At 40.6% G+C, this 23,426-nt stretch carries 22 protein-coding genes; 7 read left to right on the top strand and 15 right to left on the bottom strand.

Features of this window, described 5'->3' with window-relative positions; translation table 11 throughout:
• The first annotated feature begins 52 nt into the window (after positions 1-52).
• From HS960_RS03680 to HS960_RS03660, 5 genes are all read left to right on the top strand, one after another.
• Positions 53-886 carry an AMP nucleosidase gene (locus HS960_RS03680; RefSeq protein WP_120332702.1) on the top strand — a complete coding sequence of 278 codons (834 nt, stop codon included), beginning with the start codon at positions 53-55 and terminating at the stop codon, positions 884-886.
• 245 nt (positions 887-1,131) lie between these two features.
• Entirely contained in the window at positions 1,132-2,295 is a 1,164-nt protein-coding gene (locus tag HS960_RS03675; RefSeq protein WP_227550202.1) for an efflux RND transporter periplasmic adaptor subunit, read from the top strand.
• Between the two features lie 77 nt (positions 2,296-2,372).
• Positions 2,373-5,525, top strand: a complete 3,153-nt coding sequence (locus tag HS960_RS03670) for an efflux RND transporter permease subunit (RefSeq protein ID WP_153846356.1) — start codon at positions 2,373-2,375, stop codon at positions 5,523-5,525.
• Entirely contained in the window at positions 5,525-6,991 is a 1,467-nt protein-coding gene (locus HS960_RS03665; RefSeq protein WP_153846357.1) for an efflux transporter outer membrane subunit, read from the top strand. The genes HS960_RS03670 and HS960_RS03665 overlap by 1 nt, the downstream gene beginning before the upstream one ends.
• 25 nt (positions 6,992-7,016) lie before the next feature.
• Complete coding sequence (locus tag HS960_RS03660) at positions 7,017-7,229, top strand: DUF6965 family protein (protein WP_120332699.1); 213 nt, start codon at positions 7,017-7,019, stop codon at positions 7,227-7,229.
• A 29-nt stretch (positions 7,230-7,258) separates the two neighbouring features.
• On the opposite strand, the gene HS960_RS03655 is transcribed toward HS960_RS03660, so the two are convergent.
• From HS960_RS03655 to dinB, 7 genes are all read right to left on the bottom strand, one after another.
• The gene (locus tag HS960_RS03655; protein WP_182331290.1) at positions 7,259-7,636 is read right to left on the bottom strand and encodes a response regulator; all 378 of its coding nucleotides are present in this window, start codon (positions 7,634-7,636) and stop codon (positions 7,259-7,261) included.
• Between the two features lie 251 nt (positions 7,637-7,887).
• The gene (locus tag HS960_RS03650; RefSeq protein ID WP_046674525.1) at positions 7,888-8,091 is read right to left on the bottom strand and encodes a YwbE family protein; all 204 of its coding nucleotides are present in this window, start codon (positions 8,089-8,091) and stop codon (positions 7,888-7,890) included.
• A gap of 268 nt (positions 8,092-8,359) precedes the next feature.
• Positions 8,360-9,685 carry an RIP metalloprotease RseP gene (rseP, locus tag HS960_RS03645; RefSeq protein WP_182331288.1) on the bottom strand — a complete coding sequence of 442 codons (1,326 nt, stop codon included), beginning with the start codon at positions 9,683-9,685 and terminating at the stop codon, positions 8,360-8,362.
• A 16-nt stretch (positions 9,686-9,701) separates the two neighbouring features.
• Positions 9,702-10,859: a 1-deoxy-D-xylulose-5-phosphate reductoisomerase gene (locus HS960_RS03640; RefSeq protein ID WP_153846360.1), complete on the bottom strand. Its 1,158-nt coding sequence runs from the start codon at positions 10,857-10,859 to the stop codon at positions 9,702-9,704.
• A gap of 15 nt (positions 10,860-10,874) precedes the next feature.
• On the bottom strand, positions 10,875-11,681 hold the full coding sequence (locus HS960_RS03635) for a beta-carotene 15,15'-monooxygenase (RefSeq protein WP_159730966.1): 807 nt from the start codon (positions 11,679-11,681) through the stop codon (positions 10,875-10,877).
• A 154-nt stretch (positions 11,682-11,835) separates the two neighbouring features.
• Complete coding sequence (locus HS960_RS03630; RefSeq protein ID WP_182331286.1) at positions 11,836-13,962, bottom strand: S9 family peptidase; 2,127 nt, start codon at positions 13,960-13,962, stop codon at positions 11,836-11,838.
• A 144-nt stretch (positions 13,963-14,106) separates the two neighbouring features.
• Entirely contained in the window at positions 14,107-15,204 is a 1,098-nt protein-coding gene (gene dinB, locus HS960_RS03625; protein ID WP_182331284.1) for a DNA polymerase IV, read from the bottom strand.
• Between the two features lie 239 nt (positions 15,205-15,443).
• Here dinB and HS960_RS03620 point away from each other — a divergent pair, with 239 nt between their 5' ends.
• Positions 15,444-15,851 carry a hypothetical protein gene (locus HS960_RS03620; protein ID WP_075993279.1) on the top strand — a complete coding sequence of 136 codons (408 nt, stop codon included), beginning with the start codon at positions 15,444-15,446 and terminating at the stop codon, positions 15,849-15,851.
• 44 nt (positions 15,852-15,895) lie between these two features.
• Here HS960_RS03620 and HS960_RS03615 read toward each other — a convergent pair whose 3' ends face one another.
• From HS960_RS03615 to HS960_RS03600, 4 genes are read right to left on the bottom strand one after another with little or no spacing between them, the layout of a single operon-like run.
• A complete protein-coding gene (locus HS960_RS03615) occupies positions 15,896-16,852 on the bottom strand; it encodes an exonuclease (RefSeq protein WP_317167965.1) in 957 nt (318 codons plus the stop codon).
• Between the two features lies 1 nt (position 16,853).
• Entirely contained in the window at positions 16,854-17,429 is a 576-nt protein-coding gene (gene coaE, locus HS960_RS03610; RefSeq protein WP_182331282.1) for a dephospho-CoA kinase, read from the bottom strand.
• A 10-nt stretch (positions 17,430-17,439) separates the two neighbouring features.
• Positions 17,440-18,390, bottom strand: a complete 951-nt coding sequence (locus HS960_RS03605) for a CdaR family protein (protein WP_182331280.1) — start codon at positions 18,388-18,390, stop codon at positions 17,440-17,442.
• Between the two features lie 49 nt (positions 18,391-18,439).
• Positions 18,440-19,417 (bottom strand): BtrH N-terminal domain-containing protein, encoded by a 978-nt coding sequence (locus tag HS960_RS03600; RefSeq protein ID WP_182331278.1) that lies wholly within the window; start codon positions 19,415-19,417, stop codon positions 18,440-18,442.
• A gap of 315 nt (positions 19,418-19,732) precedes the next feature.
• On the opposite strand from HS960_RS03600, the gene HS960_RS03595 reads away from it, so the two are divergent.
• A complete protein-coding gene (locus HS960_RS03595) occupies positions 19,733-20,368 on the top strand; it encodes a hypothetical protein (RefSeq protein ID WP_182331276.1) in 636 nt (211 codons plus the stop codon).
• A 122-nt stretch (positions 20,369-20,490) separates the two neighbouring features.
• Here the strand turns inward: HS960_RS03595 and yajC are convergent, their stop codons facing one another.
• Genes yajC through HS960_RS03575 form a run of 4 tightly spaced genes read right to left on the bottom strand, consistent with a single transcriptional unit; the run spans position 20,491 to position 23,411 of the window.
• Positions 20,491-20,808 carry a preprotein translocase subunit YajC gene (yajC, locus tag HS960_RS03590; RefSeq protein ID WP_120332688.1) on the bottom strand — a complete coding sequence of 106 codons (318 nt, stop codon included), beginning with the start codon at positions 20,806-20,808 and terminating at the stop codon, positions 20,491-20,493.
• Between the two features lie 26 nt (positions 20,809-20,834).
• On the bottom strand, positions 20,835-21,296 hold the full coding sequence (locus HS960_RS03585; RefSeq protein ID WP_182331274.1) for a DUF1573 domain-containing protein: 462 nt from the start codon (positions 21,294-21,296) through the stop codon (positions 20,835-20,837).
• Between the two features lie 27 nt (positions 21,297-21,323).
• The gene (gene nusB, locus HS960_RS03580) at positions 21,324-22,271 is read right to left on the bottom strand and encodes a transcription antitermination factor NusB (RefSeq protein ID WP_153846367.1); all 948 of its coding nucleotides are present in this window, start codon (positions 22,269-22,271) and stop codon (positions 21,324-21,326) included.
• Positions 22,272-22,331: 60 nt separating this feature from the next.
• Complete coding sequence (locus HS960_RS03575; protein ID WP_088162143.1) at positions 22,332-23,411, bottom strand: Glu/Leu/Phe/Val family dehydrogenase; 1,080 nt, start codon at positions 23,409-23,411, stop codon at positions 22,332-22,334.
• Positions 23,412-23,426 lie beyond the last annotated feature (15 nt).

The following is a 23,426-nucleotide window of genomic DNA, read 5'->3' as shown; positions in this document are numbered from 1 at the left end:
AGCCATAACGGAATGTTGACAGGAAGATAAGAGATTCAAGAAATTAAATTTAATGACTATGACAACAAAGAAAAGTGCAAAGAATACCGTAAATAGTCCGATCACACCAGGTTTAAAAACCAAAGAAGAAATCGTGAACAACTGGCTTCCTCGTTATACGGGAAGGCCTTTGGAAGAGTTTGGGGAGTATATCCTTTTAACGAACTTTTCAAAATATATCCACCTGTTTTCTGAAATGCATGATAATGCTCCTATTTACGGGGAAGACAAACCGATGCAATCCGTCACTGCCGGAGGCATCACCATTATCAATTTCGGAATGGGAAGTCCAATGGCCGCAACCATTATGGATCTATTATCAGCAATTGCACCAAAAGCCGTTCTATTCTTGGGTAAGACCGGGGGTATCAAGAAAAAAATTCCTGTAGGTGAATTGATTCTTCCAATTGCCGCTATCCGCGGCGAGGGAACATCGAATGACTACTTTCCACCCGAAGTACCTTCATTACCTGCCTTCGCCATGCAAAAGGCCATATCCACTACAATTCGGGATCACCAACGCGATTACTGGACTGGAACGGTATACACTACCAATAGACGGGTTTGGGAACATGACAAAGCTTTCAAAAAATATTTAAAATCAATCCGTGCCATGTGCGTTGATATGGAAACCGCAACGATATTCAGCGTCGGATTTGCCAACAAGATTCCAACAGGTGCTTTACTGCTAGTTTCGGATCAACCGATGGTGCCGGAAGGAGTCAAAACTTCCGTCAGTGATGTAACAGTTACAGCAAAATATGTAGAAGAACATATCGGTATAGGTATTGATGCTTTAAAACAGCTTATCAATAACGGATTGACCGTGAAGCACCTTAAATTCTAAGCTTACAATGCAAGCAACATCATATTTTCCTTTGAGGGAAAATATGATGTACCTCTCTCCATAAAACCATAACAATCAAATTCTTAAAACTATTAAACATTATTATTGATTAATAATTGAACAGTTATTAACTAAAATTTGAGATGTTAACAAATGTTAATCTTCACAATAATTAAACTATTTGACGTTTATATTGTAATATTCATATTACACAAAACATATATCGTAAAAATTAATCAAGCATTGTGAAGAAAAAAACATTATCTATTTTTAAAGTATCCCTATTGATTTGTTCAGCCTTAGCCACACAGGTAAGTTGTTCTTCAAGTTCTTCAAAAGAAAATAAAACCAAAGAAAAAAACGTAGCCTTGCCCGTCTATACCGTCACTAAATCAGATGCAACCACCATCAAGGATTATTTGGGCACCATAGAAGGTAAAGTTAACGTTGAGGTCCGCCCACAGGTCGAAGGACTGCTTCAGGAAATTTATATCGATGAAGGTTCTTTTGTTCAAAAAGGCCAGAAACTGTTCAAAGTAGACCCCTCTACTTATCAGGAAAATCTCAATAACATGGTTGCTACAGAGCAGGTCGCCAGAGCCAAACTTAAAAATGCACAGCTCGAAGTCGACCGATTGAAACCGCTGGTTCAAAACGACGTTATCTCCGATGTCAGACTGGCATCGGCCAAATCAGACTATCAGGTAGCCAAGGCTACACTGGATCAAGCCATCGCAGCCGTACGTTCGGCTCAGATCAGTAAGGATTTTACGGTTATCACAGCTCCAGTAGGCGGTTATATTGGTCGGATTCCAAAACGCATCGGAAATTTGGTCTCAAAAGGAGATAAAGAACCCCTCACCTATCTTTCAGACATCCAGGAAGTCTATGTTTATTTTTCCATGAATGAATCTGACTTTCTTTATTTTTCCAAAGCACAGGCAAAAAAAGACAGCCTAGAAGGGAAAAAATACAACCAAAATCAGAAGCTTGTATTTCCCGAAGTTACGCTAGTCCTTGCAGATGGTGAAGAATACGCAAAAAAAGGTATAGTCGATGCCGTCAATGGCCAGATTAACCGTACTACGGGAGCGATCTCCTTGCGCGCCACTTTCCAAAACCACGACAATATACTTCGATCCGGAAGTAGTGGCACGCTTAAAATTGCAGAGGTTAAAAAGGACGTTCTACAAATCCCTCAGATTGCAGTCAATGAATTGCAGGATAAAACCTTCGTGTATATACTGGACCAAAACAATAAAGCACAGAAACGAAATATCCAGCTTACAGGAAAAACCAAAAACAATTATATCGTCTACTCAGGACTACAGGAGAACGATCGCGTTATTACCAGTGGATTTGACAAATTGACCGACGGTTCTCCAGTAACCCCGATTTTACAGAAATAATTATCTATCATTTTTACATGCTACAAGGTGTCGGGCATACTGTACACTTCATGTAGCGTGTTTAAAATTCCATATATATGCTAAAAACATTTATAAATAGGCCTGTATTAGCCACGGTGGTTTCCATTATCCTGGTAATCTTGGGCTTAGTGGGGCTAAAACTCCTGCCTGTCTCGCGCTTTCCGGAAATTGCACCACCAAGTGTGCTTGTTTCACTAAGTTATCCGGGAGCTAATGCTGAAACCGTAGCAAAAAGTGTTTTACTACCTATCGAAGAAGCCATCAATGGTGTAGAGGATATGACCTATATCAAGTCGTCTGCCTCCAATTCAGGATCGGGAAGTGTGTCGGTCTATTTTAAGACCGGTACCAATCCTGATATTGCCTCGGTCAACGTACAGACACGGATTTCCAAAGCAATCAGTTCCATTCCCGCAGAAGTAAATGAGGCCGGAATCACGGTCATGCCACGGCAAACGGGTGTCATTATGACCATCAATCTCTACTCCGATCACCAGGATAGTGCCTACGACGAAACCTTTCTCCAGGCTTATGCACAGATTAACCTGATGCGGCCTTTGCTGCGTGTTGATGGCGTAGCCCAGGTTTCCCGTTTGGGAGCCAGGGATTACGCGATGCGACTTTGGTTGAACCCGGAAAAGCTAGCACTTTATAACCTCGTTCCACAAGATGTCACCAACGCTATAAAAGATCAAAACTTTGAGATTGCCCCAGGTAAATTTGGAGAAACCTCAGATGAAGCTTTCGAAACAGTGATCCGTCATAAAGGACGTTTCACCACACCGGAGGAATTCCAGAGTATTGTGATCAAAACCAACACCGACGGTTCAGTACTCTATTTAAAAGATGTGGCACGGGTAGAATTCGGTGCTACAAATCTAAGCAGCGACAATAAGGTAAATGGACATCCCGGTCTTACACTCAACTTAACACAAACCAGTGGTTCCAACGCCCATGATATCGATATTGCCGTCAGAAAGGTTCTCGAAGAACAATCAAAAACATTTCCAAAAGGCATACACTACGAGGTGACCTACTCGGTACGTGACCAGATCGATGAATCGATCAACCAGGTTGAGCACACCCTTTTTGAAGCCTTTATCCTGGTATTTATTATTGTCTTTATCTTCCTGCAAGATTTTAGATCCACCTTGATCCCTGCAATTGCAATCCCGGTTTCATTGGTGGGAACCTTCTTTTTTCTGCAGCTTTTTGGATTTTCGCTCAATGTCCTCACGATGTTTGCCCTGGTGTTGGCTATTGGAATCGTAGTGGATGACGCCATTGTCGTCGTCGAGGCCATCCACGAAAAAATGCACAGCACAGGAATGAAACCCAGAGCCGCTACATTATCGACGATGTCCGAAATTACGGGAGCTATCCTGTCCATAACCATGGTCATGGCTGCTGTATTTTTGCCTGTAGGATTTATGGAAGGGCCAGCAGGTATCTTTTATCGCCAGTTTGCTTACACCCTTGCAACGGCAATTCTGATTTCAGCACTCAATGCATTAACTTTAAGTCCAGCCCTATGTGCGCTTCTACTTAAAGCACCACAACATCATGCCAATCAAAAAACCGGCAAAATCAATCAATTTAAAGATCGCTTCTTTAAAGCATTCAATACCTCTTTTGATCGACTGACCGCCCGTTATGTCTCGATTGTAGAAATACTGATCAAGAATAAGAAAATAGCCTGGGTAGGCTTAATTTTAATTACAGCACTTGGCATTGTGTTTATGATTAAAACACCCAAAAGTTTTATTCCGACAGAAGATGATGGATTTATCACGTACAACATTGCCCTCCCTCCCGGCGCTTCATTGAGCCGGACAACTGAGGTACTGCACCGTGCCGATAGTATTTTAAAGAAAAGACAGGATATTAATGGGATGACAACAGTTTCTGGTTTCAATGCCCTGGACGGAAGCTCAAGCCCGGCATTTGCCGCTGGGTATATTACTTTAAAACCTCATGCCAAACGCGAGCATATCAAAAATATCAATGCATTTATGGATACCATCAGAAATGATCTATCTCAAATCAATGAAGCAACGTTTACAGTGTTCCCCCGACCTACCGTACAGGGCTTTGGAGACTTTGCTGGAATTGAAATGGTTCTTCAGGATCGAATGGGTGGTGACATTCGGGATTTTAACACCATTGCAGATACTTTTATCAACCAGCTCAACACCTTACCTGAAATACGAAGCGCCTACACGAGCTTTAAGTCGAACTTCCCTCAGTATGAAGTAAATATCGACGCCGTGAAGGCAAAATCCCTCGGAGTTGAAATCAAAGATCTCATGTCCACAATCCGATCTTACTTCGCACGTGTACAGGCGAGTGATTTTAACCGATTTGGTCGCCAATATCGTGTTTATGTCCAATCGGATTTCGATTTCCGTAAAGATCCCGAATCCTTCAACTCAATTTTTGTACGCAACAGCAAAGGCGAAATGGTTCCTATTAACACCATATTGACCCTGGAAAAGACTGTGGGACCAGAAACCATTACGCGTTATAATCTATATAATGCCATCGCTGTAAATATCACTCCTGCTGAAGGCTACAGTACAGATGACGCCATGCAAGCTATCCAAAAACTGGCCGATACTAAACTTCCCGGTAATTATGGTTTTGAATGGACGGGCATGAGCTATGAAGAAAGTCAATCCGGCTCACAGACGATCTTGATTTTTGCTCTTAGTATCCTATTCGTCTACTTCTTACTTTCGGCCCAATATGAAAGCTATATTCTTCCCTGGGCAGTGTTATTGTCTATTCCAGTGGGATTGATCGGCGTTTTTTCTGTGATCAACCTTGTTGGACTTCAAAACAACATCTACGTGCAGGTGGGGCTTATTATGCTCATTGGCTTATTGGCCAAAAACGCAATTCTGATCGTAGAATTCGCCGTCCAGGAGCGTAAAAACGGAAAAAGTATCGTCGAAGCAGCCATTAGCGGCTCCAAACTGAGGTTACGGCCAATCTTGATGACCAGTTTAGCCTTTGTTGCTGGCTTGGTGCCCTTGATGTGGACGGTTGGCCCCTCGGCGATCGGTAACCATTCGATCAGTTTCAGCGCTGCCGGCGGCATGCTCTTTGGTGTAGCCTTCGGCATCTTTATCATCCCTGTACTCTTTGTCGTATTCAAAAGCCTGGATGAAAAACTACATGATAAACTAGCTAAAGAAGAGGAAGAATAATGAAAAACATAAAAAAATACCTTTCGGGAATATCTATCATCATTGGTCTCTTAGGCCTGATGAATGCCTGTAAAATCGGCAAAAATTATGTGCAGCCCAAACTCAAACTTCCGGAAAACTTTCGTGGCGATACATTGGATTATTTCGGAGACACCTCCAGTATGGGGCTGATCCATTGGAAGTCCTTCTTTCACGATCCTACCTTGAAGCTATTGATTGACTCTGCCTTAGCAAATAATTTTGAGATGAAGACAGCATTGCTCAACCTGCAGATTTCAACCCGAGTTTTGGCGCAGAACAAAGCCAATTATCTGCCGAGTGTAAATGCGACAATTGCCAATGGAAACCGTACCTGGCGATCCAAAGACTTTGGCAGTGGACCTCTGACCAAATATTACGATCACAAAGGTGAAACAGCGCCACAAAATATGTTCGTGTATCAATCTATGTTTGGTTCCGATATTAATTTTAGCTGGGAAATAGATATCTGGAAGAAAATAGGAAGTAAACAAGAGCAGCTATTAGCCGAGTATTTGGATACACAGGAGGCAAAAAATGCGATACAGACCTCTATCATAACTTCTGTAGCAAAAGGCTACTTCAATCTCTTGATGCTTGATGCCAAAATAGAGGTCGCTAAACGTAACGTCCAATTAAACGACAGTACGCTCCGCATGATCAAGCTACAATATGAAGCTGGTGAAATCACGGCTTTGGCTATCCAGCAAACCCAATCACAGCGCCTATTGGCGGCGTCCCTCGTTCCCGAACTCGAAAAGGAAATTGTCATCCAGGAGAATGCTCTTCAAACGCTCACAGGAAAATTACCTGACAGTATCAAAAGAGGCACCTCTTACGAACATCTCTTCGCTGAAAGCAAAGACATCTCCCTCGGTTCTCCAATCGAAATTGTGCGCAATAGACCAGATATCCGATCATCTGAATTTCAATTGATTGCAGCCAATGCGAATGCCAATATCCAACAGGCTATGCGTTATCCTTCATTGACCGTGGGTGGCGTATTGGGGGTAAATAGTATGCTCCCCAAAAATTGGTTCAATATCCCCGGAGCATTGCTCGGTGGTATAACCGGGAATTTAACCACACCTATTTTCAAAAACAAAACCTTGAAAACACAGTATGAGGTAGCTAAATTGGAACGTGATAAAGCCGAACTCCAATTGCAACAAAAGGTCGTGGAAGCCGTAGCCGAAGTCTCTAATGCAGTGGTCACGGTCGACAAGCAACGGGAGCAATTGTCTTTGGCGAAAGAAAGAGTCGATAATGCACATCTTGCCGTCAAAAATGCGGGTTTACTCTTTAAAAGTGGCTACGCTACTTACTTAGAGGTCATTACAGCGCAAAGCAATGCCCTAAACAGCGACCTCGATCTGGTCGAGTTAAGACAACAGCATTTAGATGCATTTGTAGATCTGTACCGGGCACTCGGAGGAGGTTGGAGATAAGGATTTAAAACGCTATTTTTGTGGTATGACTCCAGAAGAATTACAACAATATTTTCAATCCAAAGACTTGCCTGAATCGCTAGAAATACAGCAAGATATGCAGGTCTTCGACGTGCAACGTTTCTTGAGCACAAGTTTTATCCATGTTGGATTATGGAAAAAAGATCTAAGCAAATGTCCATCCTGGATTAGACTTCTTAAATTTAAGGATGCTTTAGAAAATAAAGAAGAGGCCTAACATCTGTTAGACCTCTTCTTTATTTATAGCTATATGCTGGGAGCAAGTTGTTTCATTAATAGCGGCATCTGTTCTTTCGAAAAGATCTCTTCTGCCCCAGCGTCCCGTAATTCCATCCGTTCATTTTCATCACTACTTGATGTCAACCCAAATATTCGAATAGAGGGAAACCGCTCACGTATGATTTTTGCCGTTTCTATCCCGTTTAATACAGGCATATGCAGATCTAATATACATATTTCAGGAAGTTCGTGCTCGTTTTCATCGAGGTAGTCGATTAAATCCCTACCATTGGAAGCACAATAAACCAAATCCAATAAATGAGATTGAGCCATAGCTCGCATCAACACATGATGAATCAGCGCATCATCTGCGTAGACAACCGTACATTTACTTTTGGTATCCATTTGAAAAAGCTATCATTTTAATAATTATAAAAACAATATTATATAAATATGTAATAAAATAAAAAATACAGAAAAAAGTTAGCAATAATTATGTTATAATACAAATTTTATTTCAAAATGTTCCCTATTAACAATCCAACAAGCTTTTAGTTTGATTTATACAATAAGAACATCATAGGTAGTAAATCTCTCCGTGTCAATACCGTTAGAAAAGATTAAGTAAAGAGAAATAAAGATCGGTAGCCTATACCTTAAAAATCATCTTCAATAATTTCAGCCACTCTGCCTACTTGGCCATCCGTCAACCTGACTTTAATTCCCCTCGAATGATATGAGGACGATGTCAGCAAGTCTTTCACAATGCCTTCTGTTAAATTTCCTGTACGTTGGTCCTTTTTTAAGATTATATTCACCAACATGCCTGGCTTTACATCTGCTCTATTTCTTCCATCCATGGTCAAACTTAGAAAAATTGTTTTTTAAATGCAATATAAATAAACAATTTATTGTTAGAAAAACCTTCGTCTCGTATTTTGGAACAGGTACAATGAAAGCAAATGAAAGCCAATAGCGTAGATGAATGTTATAAACCGAACTGCAGGCTATTTTATTCAATACCTACCTACCATAAAAAATGGTCGGAATTTCTTCCGACCATGATTGGCTTTAAGCCTTTTTAAGGTATGCAAGTCATCAGCCTTTCGGCTGGCTGACGAATTTCATTTATTTAAATAGCTTAAAAATATCGTTTCCGAATATAAAGACCATTAAAGCCAATAAAATAAAGAAACCGACCATTTGTGCTTTTTCCAGGAATTTTTCGCTCAATGGCTTGCCTTGTATCATTTCAACCAACAAGAACAATACGTGACCGCCATCCAAAGCTGGAATAGGCAATAGGTTCATAAATGCCAATGCCATAGACAACATCCCTACTAAGGACCAAAAACGGATCCAGTCCACTTCCGTGCCGAACAAGGTAGCAATTCCAATTGGACCAGATAATGCTTTATCAGCACGTACCTCGCCTTTGAAAATCTTGCCAAATCCTTTGGCGTTGTCGGTAATCACCGTAAATGCTTTTTTAGCGCCGATTGGAAATGCCTCCATCAAGCTATATTGTGTTGTAAAAGATTTGATAGAATAATCACGATTAATACCTATTCCCAGCATGGCATCCACAGGAACATTCCCTTGCAATGAAACTTCGGTTCCTTTGCGTAAAACTTTAATCGCAACAGCTTTATTGATATTCGCTTTTATTTGTGCTTTAAACTCGTCGAAGAAAGGAACCGGGACCTCGTTCACCGCAATAATGCTATCTCCTTTGATAAAACCCATCTTACTTGCCACCGATCCAGGCGTTACTTCAGCAACACTTGTCGTTTTAACACGTGGCTCGATGAACTTTTCCCCCTTCTTGTCAGAAAGCGTGTTCAATAAATCCGCTGGAACTTTTACTTCTGTTGTTGCACCATTGCGCTCAACTGTAAGTGCCACTCCGCCCATCAATACTTTAGAACTGATCAGCTCCGAATAATTTTCGATACGGTGACCGTCTATTGAAATCACTTTATCGCCAGCTTTCAAACCGATGGATTCACCAATGGATCCTGGAACTATACCATTTACCAGCTGATCCATTTTGATATCTGTATTGCCCATTTTAAAAGTCAGCATCCAAAAAACAACAACGCCGACCACAATATTGACAATAATCCCCCCAAGCATAACAATTAAACGTTGCCAAGCTGGTTTTGATCTAAATTCCCAGGGTTGTGGTTCCCCTTTTAATTGCTCAGTATCCATCGATTCATCGATCATACCCGCAATCTTGACATAACCACCTAAAGGCAACCAGCCAATACCATATTCACATCCTTTATAATTGAATTTAAATAATTTCACTCCCCAAGCATCAAAGAACAGATAAAACTTTTCCACTTTGATACCAAATGCACGTGCTGCTAAGAAATGTCCTAACTCATGTAGAACAATTAAAATTGACAAGCCTAAAATCACTTGTCCGACCATAATTAAAACACCCATGTATGCTTTTTAAAATTTAATCTTTGATTATTTCCTTTGTTATTAATCTTGCGACACGATCCGTCTCCAGATAATCATCCAGCGTCGGTGTAGCAATGAATTCTACTTTACCTAATGTCTGTTCAATAATATCACTCATTTCCAAAAACCCAACTTGATCTTTCAGGAAGGCATCCACAACAACTTCATTGGCTGCATTTAATACACAGCTTCTATTTCCGCCGGCACGAAGGCTCTCATAGGCAAGTGCCAAATTCCGAAAAGTTTCCATGTCTGCTTTTTCAAAACTGAGCGTTGGATAGTCCATGAAATTAAATCGCTCAAAACTGTTTTCAAAACGTGCCGGATAGGTCAGTGCATACTGGATCGGCAATTTCATATCAGGAACCCCCATTTGGGCCTTCATGGAACCATCCTGAAACTGAACCAGCGAATGTACAATAGATTGGGGATGTACAATCACATCGACCTGATCTATTGACAGATTGAAGAGCCATTTTGCTTCAATCACTTCTAGCCCTTTATTCATCAAGGACGCCGAGTCAATCGTAATTTTGGCACCCATCGACCAATTGGGATGTTTCAAGGCTTCAGCCTTAGTCACTGCGAGAAGATCTGCTCTCTTTTTACCACGAAAGGGTCCTCCGGAAGCTGTGATATATATCTTCTCGATTGGATTATGCTCCTCTCCAGCCAAACACTGGAAGATCGCCGAATGCTCCGAATCTACAGGAAGCATGCGTACACCATATTCTTTCACTAAAGCCATAATCAGCTCACCGGCGACAACCAGCGTCTCCTTATTGGCCAGCGCAATATCTTTTTTCGATTGAATTGCTTTAACAGTAGGTTTTAATCCCGCAGATCCAACGATCGCATTCAAAACAACATCTACTTCTTCGTACTGCACCACTTCAACCAGTCCTGCTTCTCCCAAAAGAACAGCGATATCATGTCCTTTTAAAGCATCCTGCACATAACTGTACTGAAGGTAATCCGTTACAACAACCGCTTTGGGCTTAAACTCCAAGGCCTGTTTAACCAACAATGTTGCATTGCTACCACAGGTCAGAACGATTGCTTCAAATTTAGTAGGAAAGGCTCTAATCACATCCAAGGCTTGTGTACCTATACTTCCCGTTGCCCCTAAAATGGCAATTCCTTTTTTACTCAAAACCTTTGCTATTAATTAAAATATATTATTTAAAATCTTTGGATCCTCTCCCCCATGGTAATCCGCCATCATGGATCGGTAAGCGACCGAAACAACAATACTAGCCAAAGGTACCACCAAGAAAGAACTCACGAGGTTCAAAATAATAAAAATTATGTAATATTCTAAATAATTAAAATACATCTGCAATAACTGAAAAAAAGCAAATACAGCCAAAATCAATAATAGTTTGAATACATTGCCCTTTGTCAGCGCAAAACTGAAGCGTAATGACCTCAATGTCCCCGCGTGTTTATCAATAATGAAAAATGGATAAAATGCCACTCTAATAATCAAGATGAAAGTCAATATTGCAGCGACAAAAACAACAAACATCGTAAAGTTGCTCATCAACTCCATCCGATTGTCACCATTTTCAAATAGATAAAGGAATGGTAAAGAAACGGCACCTAAAATCATCAGGAGTGCTATGGAGAGCACCATTATACTTAACATTGCGCCAAAAAAATAGGCGAGCTCCTTAGAACTAGGGATGCATTGGATCAATTTCTTATCATGATTTCCATCAATCAGACTTAAGATATACTTAAATAAAGTCATATTCAATCCGAAATACATCACCATGAAAAAAAATGCCATAAAGCCACTCAACACCACATTGAAATCACTGATTGTGGTCGCGAGATAATTAGAGAGTCCGGAGGTCACGAACAGTAAAAAACAAAGCCCCGCCACTGAAAAATAATGTTTTTTCAGCAACTCCCATGACTTATTAAAAACCTCATTAACGGCAAAAGTACTTTCCTTTAGGAATTGAATCATTTTTTCTTTGAATAAACTTCTACAAAGATGCCATATTTTTTAATTTTCAACAATTTACACTCCCATAAAAATCATTTTTTTTGTAATATTTAACATAAAAAAAAATCCCCTATCCGAATGGACAGGGGATTCTATAGGGTATATCGAACTATGCCTACTTAAATTCTTTGGGAAGCGGCGTCTCCAATAAGTATTGGTAGTAGAAACGCGCACGCTCATTAGAATCATATTTACTTTTCGAACGATCAAATCCATGACGGCTTCCCGGATAGATCATCAACTCAAAAGGAACACTTCGATCTGTCAATTTATCGACAAGTTGGATTGTATTCTGTAAATGGACATTATCATCCATATCGCCATGCATAATACGCAAAACGCCTTTATAGTTATTTGCATAGGTCAACACGGAACCAGCTTTATAGCCTTCAGGATTGTCTTGAGGCGTATCCATCCATCTTTCAGTATAATGGCTATCGTACAGATCCCATGAGGTTACGGGTGCACCGGCAATACCAAAATCAAATACATCTGCGGCCTTCGTCATCGCCAAACAAGTCATATAACCTCCGTAGCTATGCCCGGTGATAAGCACTTTGTTTTTAGCAACCCAAGGTTGCGATTTTAACCATTTAACAATCGTTGAATAATCAATAATCTCCCAGTGGCCAAGATTGCGGTGCATATAAGCAACACCTTGTTTACCAAAATGACCAGATGCCCGGTGATCTGCAGAGACCTGAATAATTCCTTCATTAGCCCAATATTGATTATTTGTTCCTTTCCAGGTATCTTTTACCGTTCCAGCATCAGGACCACCATAGATACTGAAAACAACAGGGTAAACTTTTGATTTATCGAAATTTGTCGGATAAGTAATTGTTAATGGAAGATCGAACAAACCATCATCTGATTTAAGATGTAAGTATTCGGTTTTACCGTACGTATACGAAGCAAAATCAGCCGCTTTACTATCTGCTAACTGACGGACGACCTTGCCTTGATTATCCAACAGCGCAAATCGATCTGGTGTACCCACATTGGAGTATTTGCTAATAAAATACTTGCCATCAGGCGATACATTGACATCGTGTGAGTATTCACCGAAAGTCAGACGTTTTAAGTTTTTACCCGAATAATCCACACGGTACAAATCAAAACGTGCCGAGTTTTCTTTCCGTGCGGTAAAATAGATCACCTTATTTTTTTCATCAATCCGTTTTAATTCGGTTACCTGCCATTCGCCTGAAGTAATTGGATTGACCAATGTTCCATCCAATTTATAGAGGTAGTAATGCGCCCAGCCCGTCTTATCCGATTTTAAGATATAATATTTGTTGTCCGCAAGATAGGTGATACGTTCATCGTGATCCAAATTGATCCATGAGGCCTGACGCTCGTCGTAAATTTCTTTTTTCGAACCAGAATTCGGATCCACTTGATAAAACTTCAAATTGTTCTGATCCCTATTCATCCACTGCACCATCACATTTTTGCTATCAAAGGCCCAATAAGGCTGCCCAAAATACTGATCATCTTTTTCGTTGAAATCAGCCCAGGTAACGTTCCCCCCATCGAGATGAACGATACCCACCTTCACTTCCGGATTTGGGTCTCCAGCTTTGGGGTATCTTGTTTCCTCCAGGTAACCATGCTGGCCTTTGGACGAATAAATCGGAAACATAGGAACCTTGGTATCATCGAAACGCATGAAGGCGATTTTACGGCTGTCCGGAGACCACCAAAAAGCTTTGTATTTTGTTGGACGCCCAAGAATTTCCTCGTAATATACCCAAGATGACCAACCATTGTAAATCACGTCGGTACCATCATTTGTATATTGCATTTCTTTTCCCGAAGTCACATCTACGCTATACAAATTGCTTTTGCGGGTAAAGGCAACATATTTACCATCCGGCGATAAGGTCGGATTCTGTTCCGCGACATCCGGAGAGTTGGTCAGCTTCTTGGCAACACCATCTGTACTTTTCAGGAAGATATCATTGTTCTCGACATAGACAACCGTGCCTTCTTTAGCGGGAACTGTATAAATGCTTCTATGACCTGATTTAACGTTAACCTGATATAAACGACCATCATTTACATCATTTTCCAGATAAGCTGTCCCATCTGCCCAGCCAGGATACTGATTCGTACGAACTGTCAACGATGGCTTCTGCCCCCAGGACTGTGCAAAATCCAATTTCTTTTGTGCAAAACCAACCTCATGCACTAAAAAAACGATAGACGCACCTAAGAGTACTCTTGATACCGTATTCATTAATTTTTGGATATGTTTATTAATTATTTTGGCTAAGATAAAGAATTGTGGCAAATAACGACGATTTTGCCTGTAACAAGCTTAATTCAGATTGCGCGTACCATATGGCTTAGCAAAGACTTGATTAAACCGGATGATTCCTTGCTAAGGACGATGTTCGAAAAGTGTTAGCTGTATACCTTCCTTTGGAAAATCAGCTTCTTCCACAAAATTTGATATCGAAACACCCAACAACCTCACTTTGTTCAGCAGCTCAACCTTGCTCAACAAACTATGGGCAGTGGCGTAAATTTTGTCTTCCGAATCAAAACTATTTTCTAAGGTTATACTCCGTGTCAACTGAACGAAATCGGCATATTTAATTTTTATGGTTAAGGTTCTTCCAGAGATTTCCTTTTTCCCGATGCGTGTCCACAACTGTTTGCAGAGCCGTTGCAAAATGGTATTTAATTCTTCAAATGCTTCTACATCCTCGCCAAACGTATCCTCAATCCCGACCGATTTACTGCTGCGATTGGGGACAACAGGACGGTCGTCGATCCCGCGTACGATACGGTAAAAAAAGTGCCCAGTCTTTCCAAACCAACGTACGAGGTCCTCTTCACGCTGTTTTTTTAAATCGAGTCCGGTAAATAGCCCCAGTTCATGCATTTTTTTTGCGGTCACCTTACCTACGCCAAAAAACTTATCCACGGGCAATGACTCCATGAACTTGACAATTTTCGAAGGACCTATAAATGTTAAGCCGTTGGGCTTGTCCATATCCGAAGCAATCTTTGCAACAAATTTATTGACGGAAACACCAGCAGAGACGGTCAGATTCAACTCTTCTTGGATAGCCTCTTTAATGGCTTTGGCGATATCAATAGCCGAACCAATACCCTGTTTGTCTATGGTCACATCCAAAAAAGCTTCATCCAGGGAAAGCGGCTCGATTAAATCCGTATAACGGAGAAAAATCTCCCGAATTTGGTATGAAACCTGACGATAAACATCAAAGCGAGGATAGGTAAAGATAATATGGGGGCACAACTGGAGAGCTTTTCGGGAGCTCATGGCAGATTTGACGCCAAACTTTCGCGCTTCGTAACTGGCCGTTGCAACGACTCCCCTCCCATCCGGGGAACCACCTACTGCAATCGCTTTTCCCCGATATTCGGGAAAATCACGCTGATCTACAGAGGCATAAAATGCATCCATATCCAAATGAATAATCTTGCGATGTACCTGTTCGGGATCCATGATCCAAATTTACAAAAATTAGCATTATAGACTAAGAAAACCGAAAAATAACTAATAGAATTAGCAACACAGCACAAAACGGCAATCACTATTGCTAGCCAACCGTTAGTCTAGGTATAATCCATTCGTCATTATGCTGTTAATTATTTATCTTTAGGTGAAACTATCCGTTGGACAGAAAAATCATCGTTCCGGCGCATAGTTCTAGTCACTGCATTAAATGGTTTTAATTAGCACACATGATGGAAAATTTACCCGAACAAAAACCGAAAAAATCCGGATTTAAGAAGTTCTTACTCCTGCTGATCCTTTTCCTCCTTGTGGGGGCCGGTTCCTACGTTTACTGGAAGTATTACTATGTATTCGGTGAAGGTGTAAAATCTGGCTATCTTAATTATGCTGTAAAAAAGGGCAATATTTTCAAGACCTACGAAGGCAAGCTCATCCAGGAGGGATTTGGAAGTATCAAAACGGGTGGTATCGCCAGCAATCAATTTGAATTTTCTATTGAAGATGATTCTATATTCCGTCAATTGGAGCTCAATAGTGGAAAATACTTCGATCTGCGTTACAAAGAATATCATGGTGTGCTTCCCTGGCGTGGAAACACGGTTTATATCGTTGACAAAATTGTCAATATGAAATAGCGAACTCCGCTATGTTTACCAGCGGAGTTATCGACACATCCTACTTATGCAGAAAGCACATCACGCACGATCAATTTTTCGTTAAAATAACGTTTTAAAATACTTCCGTCACCGTGTAGTGTCCAAACTTCTTTGGGATTTACCATCTTAATGTACTGAAGAATGTCATTCCAGTCCACATGATCAGAAATGTACAGCTCGATATCATTCTGTGCCTGTAAACGTTTCCAGCCTGAGGCAAATGCACGTAATACTTTGGTCGCCCTAAAATAACTATTGAAGGTCATCGGCGGTACCAAGTAAACTTTATTCTGTTCGCCCTGTTTCATTTCTCTTCTATTGTAGGGCTCGTAGTCTAATTTCTTCAGCCCATGTTGATCATAAAGGCGATGGTAGGGCAATATTCCACTATGCACAAGCACTTTTCGATCCGGGCAGTACCTGTTGATCAAATCAGTAATCCGCTGCGCCTTGCCCAACACATAAGTACCTAATAAGATATTACTGGCATGTCCATCAAGTTTTTTTATCTCCTCCGCCGGATCGGGATGGCTGATATCCGGATTTGCAAAGGTGCTTTCTGTAATGAGGACATCGGCCTGCTGCACTTCGATCGGCTCACAGGTATCATCAGCTTGTAACTTGTAATCGCCGGTGTATAAGTAACGTACCCCCCGATATTCCATTAGAATCTGTGCTGAACCCAGTATATGACCTGCTGGTAAAAATGTGATTTCGACCGCACCTATTTTAAAGGGACTATTAAACAATTTGACCTGATAAGAATCTTTGCGATTCTGTTTATACCGATAAGCCATAAACAGTGAAGTCGCATGTGTGGCATACACATAGTCGTGTCCTGAACTGGCATGATCGCCATGGGCATGAGATACGACATTGTGCATAACGGGATTGCTGGCATCAATAAAAAAATCACCATAACGGCAGTAATAGCCTTCTGGCTTTCTGACTAAGAAGTCAGCCAATAGTGTAGACATCATATTATTTTAGAAACTTTTGATGCAAAGTCCACACCTGCGGCAATAGCGGAGTGGTTCCATCATTAATGATGACGAAGTCTGCCAATTTTAATTTCTCTTCGTCAGATAGTTGCTTATTAATTCGCTCCATGACCTGTTCCTCAGTAACAGCATCACGTTCCATGACACGTTTAACGCGTATGGGTAAAGGCGCAGTAACCAGTATGGTATAATCAAGATCCTTGTAAGAGCCACTTTCAAAAAGCAAAGCAGCCTCTTTGAGTGAATAACGGGACTTTTGCTGTTCAGCCCAGTCCTTTGCCGCCTGAATGACGACGGGGTGTACAATGCCGTTCACAAGTTCGAGCTTCGCCTTGTCGGAGAATATCTGTTCAGCCAAAAAAGCCCGATCCAGTTTCCCATCCTTATAGGTCTCTTCGCCGAACTCCGCTATCAAACGTGCTTTGATTCGCAAATCGGTATTCATCAATTCCTTCGCCTCATCATCAGCATTATAAACAGGTACAGCCATGGCTTTAAAAAGCTGACAGATAAATGTTTTACCGGATCCAATCCCACCTGTTATTCCAATCTTCATGAAAATATTGTTATTTACGTACAAAAAAGTCCACGTTTTGGGGCACAACGCTAATTACCTTACAATAGTCCGGTACCTTGGTCAGCAAAATAGGCAAATATTGCACCTCGTTTTTCTCCCAATCGGACAAATCCACCACCGCTTCAAAATCTCGCGATGTATAGTTATTATAATCTTTGACAGACATCAACACCGTGACGACAACTTTGCTCGGACTAAGCCTGACCGAACTATAACGTTGGCCATTCTCCACTTTTACGGGCAACTCGATTACTTTCTCGGTCAACTCACCTACAGGCATCAGCACCTCGACTGAAGTCGGATAAACATTGATATTCGCTTTTTGGTTACGTGCCAGGTTGGCCACGGTCCGAACGTCGGTTTCGACTTCCTTTCCACGAACGGTATCCGTTTCCCAATACTCGATAGCCGAAACATCCTCGTAAGGTCCGGTGATTGTCACATAAGCTGGTGTAACTTTGGTATCAGCGATAAAACCGTAGCCACGTTTAAATCCGATATTTGCAAGGGGTTTTACAGGCACCTTACGCTGGGTCTGCTTGGAAAAATCAAAAAACAAGGTATCTGGGCTAACTGACACCACGCGTTGTTCATGTGGAAACTGTCGGTTGATAAAGCCCAATTGGTTGGAAAAAACAATCCAGTCTTTGGTTTTTAACGAGCTTAGGTCCACCTGAACCTTTGGGGTTTCCAATGCAGCTTTGGAAAACAGGAATTGCCATCCTGTCATTTCCAGCTTTACTTTTACCGTATCGGATTGCTGGGGGTGAAATGCGCGTTTCTCGGGAAGATTGACATATTCAATCGCCGCCTTGACGGAAACAGTATATTGATTGGAGATCGAAAACAATAACCAAGCTAACAACGAAATTCCAACACAACGCACGAAGACATTAATCTTACGCCGTTGGGTCTTATTTATTCGAACTGCATTCGCCATGATACAAACTTAATCAATTTGCGTAAAAATCTGTGTTCTTATCTGCATTTCATCTTAAAGACAGCAATATTTCCATTGCATTTTTCTCTTTTGTGGCAAGAGTTCTGAAAATTTCTGATGCCTGCTGTACATCATCAAAACTGGCTGTCTCCGCAATTTGACTAAACAATTCCGACAAGGATGTCCACAATAATGCAATCTGCGCAAACTCATGATGAACTGCAGCGATCTGCTCTATTCCGAGCAGATCATAACTTTCTTTTATAAAGTCGCGATATAGATTTCGAAACAAGGCGCCGCCAGTACCTGCGTTTTCCATTAAATTTGCAGCCATTTTAAACTCACTTTCAATCGCATGACTCGTCTTGTACCATTTGGTCAATTCCTCAGCAGTCTTCAAAATTCCTTTATATGAAATGTTGCTGATGGGCGGTGCAAGATATTCCTTTGCATTATTGACCATTGCAGCAATCAGCACTTCTTTCAAGTCCAAATGCCCGCCACTACCTGCTATCGTGTAATACAGATTTTTAGACGCCATAGGCCCCTTCTCAGCCCTAGCTAGCGCCAAACTCGCAAGGGATGTACGCACGCTTCCACCCTGCTGCCTCGTATCCACTAAATAGGCATTATCATGGTCATAACCATAAATAGCTACATAATGACCCGCGAAATGAAAGGGTTTTGCAAAATACTCCAGATGATAGGCATCGAGTTTTAAGCCTACCGGTTGCCCCCTATCCAAGAGCTGTTGTACAGCCTGCCAAGCTTTTACTTTTGAAGAAGTTTCATGAACGCTGAGGTTTAGACCGAGATTTTTGCAGATATGCTGCGTCAGTAGATCTGGTTTTATTCGTCCGCCCAAAAATGGAAAGTCCATGGTTTTCATTTTCCAATAGATAAAACTGAGCCCTTCTCCCAGTCCAAAAAGCATCGGCTCCGAAAGCTCAATGCCTATATGGGCAAGTAATGTACCTGTTGCCGTTGTTTCACAATGCTGCCCATCAAATGGTCTAAGATTTTTCATATCGTTTTTTTCATAAAGTTAATCCCTCAATCGACAGCCCGATGTCAGCAGTGGATTAAATCCTAAAAACAAATGAAAAACCGTTGAGAATAACGTCGCAAAAACGATTGTATCTCGCAACTATTGTGTTTTATGTTAACTGGGGTTTTACAGGGGGATTACAGGGGGTTAACAGGGGTATAACAGGGGTCAATACCCTGCTAACCCCCTGTTAATCCCCTGTAAAAATAGTGTTACTACTAAAGTAATTAAGAAAATAGTAGTAAATTGATAATAAGCTCAATACAAGAATTATAAACTAAAAGAGGAATAGCTATGGCAATTTTACAAAACGGTCCGAATGGACCTATTATTGGTAAATTTGGATCGGTGAGTGCCTACATGTTGAAGGATCAAAATGTGGTGCGCGGCCCAAAAAGAAAACGCAGCTCCCCACCAAGTGCGGCGGAGCTTTTAAACAGAAAAAAACAGCAAGTAGCAGGTAAGTTTGCCGGCCATAATAAGCGACTTCTTGAATTTGGTTACCAGTTTTTAGCGGAAAAAGGAAGTCGCGTAGGTGCATTCCAATTGGCACAACGGCATATTTTTAAGGAGGCCATCGAAATAGACGCTGATAATAACCCTTTTGTTAATCCAGAACGACTGCTTCTATTTTCTGGTTCGCTAACCCCATTATCCAACTGCCAAGTCAGTATCAACAATGATGTAATCGACCTGAGCTGGGAAGCAGATGATCAATATAGTGATAGCGTATATAAAATCAACCTGGTATTATTGGACCCGTTTAATGAATCCCATTTAAGAACTTCTATCGCAAGCGTAAGTGAAGGTTCTTGTTCAGTTCAATTTGACCGGTTAAAGCGAAAAACCACTGATTTCCATGTCTATGTCGGAATATGGGATACCTTAGATGGCGGTTTTTCGAATTCCATTTATTGTGGAGTAATCTAAAGCATTGTTATCGTATCGAGCACTGCTCCGTCGCAGTTAGCTAAACGATGAAATTAAAAGGCATCACATAAAAAAAGCCAGTTTTCGTGGAAAACTGGCTTTTATTTCTTTCAGGAAAAAGCTTAAGAAGCGCTCTTCTCAGTGTTGTTAGCAGCTTTGGAAGCATCTAAAGCAATTGCTGATTTATCAAAACGGATTTTTACACCCGAACCTACATCGACTAAGAAAGTAGTGTCTGATACTTCTACAATACGTCCGTGAATACCAGCTGTTGTAACAACCTTAGAGTTTACACCAAGTTCTTCAATATATTTTTTGTGATCTTTTTGCTTTTTCATTTGCGGTCTGATCATGAAGAAATAAAATACCACGATAATCAAAACCATTGGTAAAAAACTCATCAAATTGCCACCCGCTGCTTGTAATAATACTGTGTTCATCTTCTATTATATCGTTTAATAATGTGTTATTTTGCTAATACTTCGCCTTTCAGCTGCACCGTTGTTAAGCCATTGGAAGCATTCGATTGAATCGTAATGATCTTCTGCTGTTTACCAACCTGTCCTTCACTATTGAAAGTTACATGGATCTCAGATTTTCCACCTGGCAAAATAGGGCTTTTCGAAAACTCAGGTTGTGTACAACCACATGAAGCAGTCACTTTCGAGATAATAACAGGTGCATCACCCGAATTTTTCAACACAAAGGTGTGTTTTACCTGTGCGCCTTCCTTTACCTGACCGAAATCAAATGCAGACTCTTCAAATTCTACTTTTCCCAATTGTGCTGCCGCCTTAGAAAGGCTATCCGCAGCTGCTGTTTCAGTCGCTGTCTTGGTTCCTTCTTCTTTTCCTTTTTGTGCATTTCCACAAGAAAATAAAAGTACTGCCGACAAAGCTAAAACCGAATATTTGCCAAAGTTTTTCATTCGTATAAATTATTTATGCGTTTGGTTTTAATCTCTTAAACCACGACCTGCCTTCTGGATTCTTCCTTGTTGATTCAGATCGCTCAGTATTTTATCCAAGATACCATTGATAAATGTATTACTTTTCAATGTACTGAATACCTTAGAAATTTCAATATACTCATTTATTGTCACTTTCACTGGAATAGATGGAAAATTAACCAACTCACATATGGCCATACGCATCAATAATGTATCCATTAAGGCAATACGATCTGATTCCCAATTCTTCGTTTTCTCAGAGATAAGCTTTTGATATTCATTTGTATTGCGGATAGTTTTACCCAACAATGCAATGACATAGTCGCTATCATCATTCCAGTTTTGCGTAATCTCTGCAAGTTTATTTTTACGTGGATCTTCAGAACTAAAATTCTTAAAAGTCTTCGCGATCAAAGCCTGCAATACTTCTTTATCTACCGGCCAGTTGATGAATTTTTCTTCAAAAACCTGCTCTATAACCGGCGATTTCAAGATGATCTTTTTAAAGATATGCTTGATGATATCTTTTTCCGTACCGATCGAACGATCTTCTTGTTGCAAGTACTCCAAATAAGCTTCAGAATCCTTTAACTGCAAAAATACAGTACGTACGATCTCCGGGTCAAAGCTCCAGGAAATCTTATACTTTTTGACACCTTCTCCATATTGTGGATTTTGTCTCAATGACTCAATAAAAGTGTTTGTACTTAACTTGGTCGTTAAAGACAAGTCTTTTTCAGTTGGTAAAAACTTATTGGCCCTACCCTCTGCATCTATTAAGACATAATCAGATACTTCATCTAAAAGATTCAGTGTCCACATATACATCTCATAAACTTCATCCACATTTTTTAATAGTGCTTTCTCAAATGTTTTGATGTCTTTATCTTCCGAAAGACTGTACGCATAAAGCGTTTGCACTACTTTTACCCTCAGGTGTCTCCTGTTTAACATAGTAATTTTAAAGAACGATTTTTTATAAAATAATAAATAAGAACGATTTTGGGATGAAGACTATCTCTTGATTTTTTTAATATCTTGGATACGCTTCTCCGCGATGCGATTGGCCGCTTCAAAAGTTGAGATATTCTCTTCTTTTGATTTTTTTAACACGTCTCTAGTCGCATTATAAATATTTTTGATCACAAATTCAGTGTGATCTACACCATAATTTTGAATTTCTGAATAACAGCCGATTAATGCACCAGCGTTGATCAAATAGTCAGGGGCGTATAATATACCTCTTTCATGAAGGATAGAACTTGTAACAAGTTCATCTTTCAATTGATTATTGGCAGAACCAGCAATAATTTTGCATTGCATTTTCTGTGCGGATTCTGGATTTACGGTACCGCCTAATGCACAGGGAGAATATACATCAAATTCGTGATCGAATACTTCACCGTAAGGTATTGGCTCAGCTTTGTACTTAGCCGCTACTTTTAGCATTTTTTCTTCCGTAATATCGCTTACATATACACGCGCATTCTCTTCACGCAACATCGCAATTAAACGCTCACCAACACCACCTACGCCATGTACAATTACTTTTTTACCAGCAACATTTTCCGATCCGTATAATTCCTTTAAGCATGCTTTTATACCGAAATAAACACCTTGAGCAGCGAAGATCGAAGGATCACCGACACCACTGCCATGAATTGCTTTTGGTAAACCAGCAACATGGTCAGTCTCCGTATAAATATGTTCTAAATCGCGTTGTGTAGTACCTACATCCAAAGAAGCAATGAAATTACCATTCAATCCTTCAATAAACTGGCCCAAACGGCGCAATAAAACCTCAGATTTGTCCAAACGGCTATTCCCAATAATAACAGCACTTCCACCGCCTAAATTCAATCCAGTGATGGCTGATTTATACGTAATGGCCTTGGATAAACGTAAAGCATCCTCAATAGCTTCTTCTGTACTTTCGTATGGTAACATACGAACCCCTCCTATCGCAGGCCCCAAGGTTGTATCATGGATCGCAACGATAGCTTTCAAGCCCACTAATTCATCATTACAGAAAAATAAGTTTTGATGGCCAGACTGGCTCATCAATTCAAAAATAGAATTTTGAGATGTTGACATAAAATGTACTACTCT

This window comes from Sphingobacterium paramultivorum, from assembly GCF_014109745.1.
Taxonomy (GTDB): Bacteria; Bacteroidota; Bacteroidia; order Sphingobacteriales; family Sphingobacteriaceae; genus Sphingobacterium; species Sphingobacterium paramultivorum.
The sequence above is the reverse complement of the archived record's forward strand: the minus strand, read 5'-3'. Positions and strand labels throughout refer to the sequence as shown.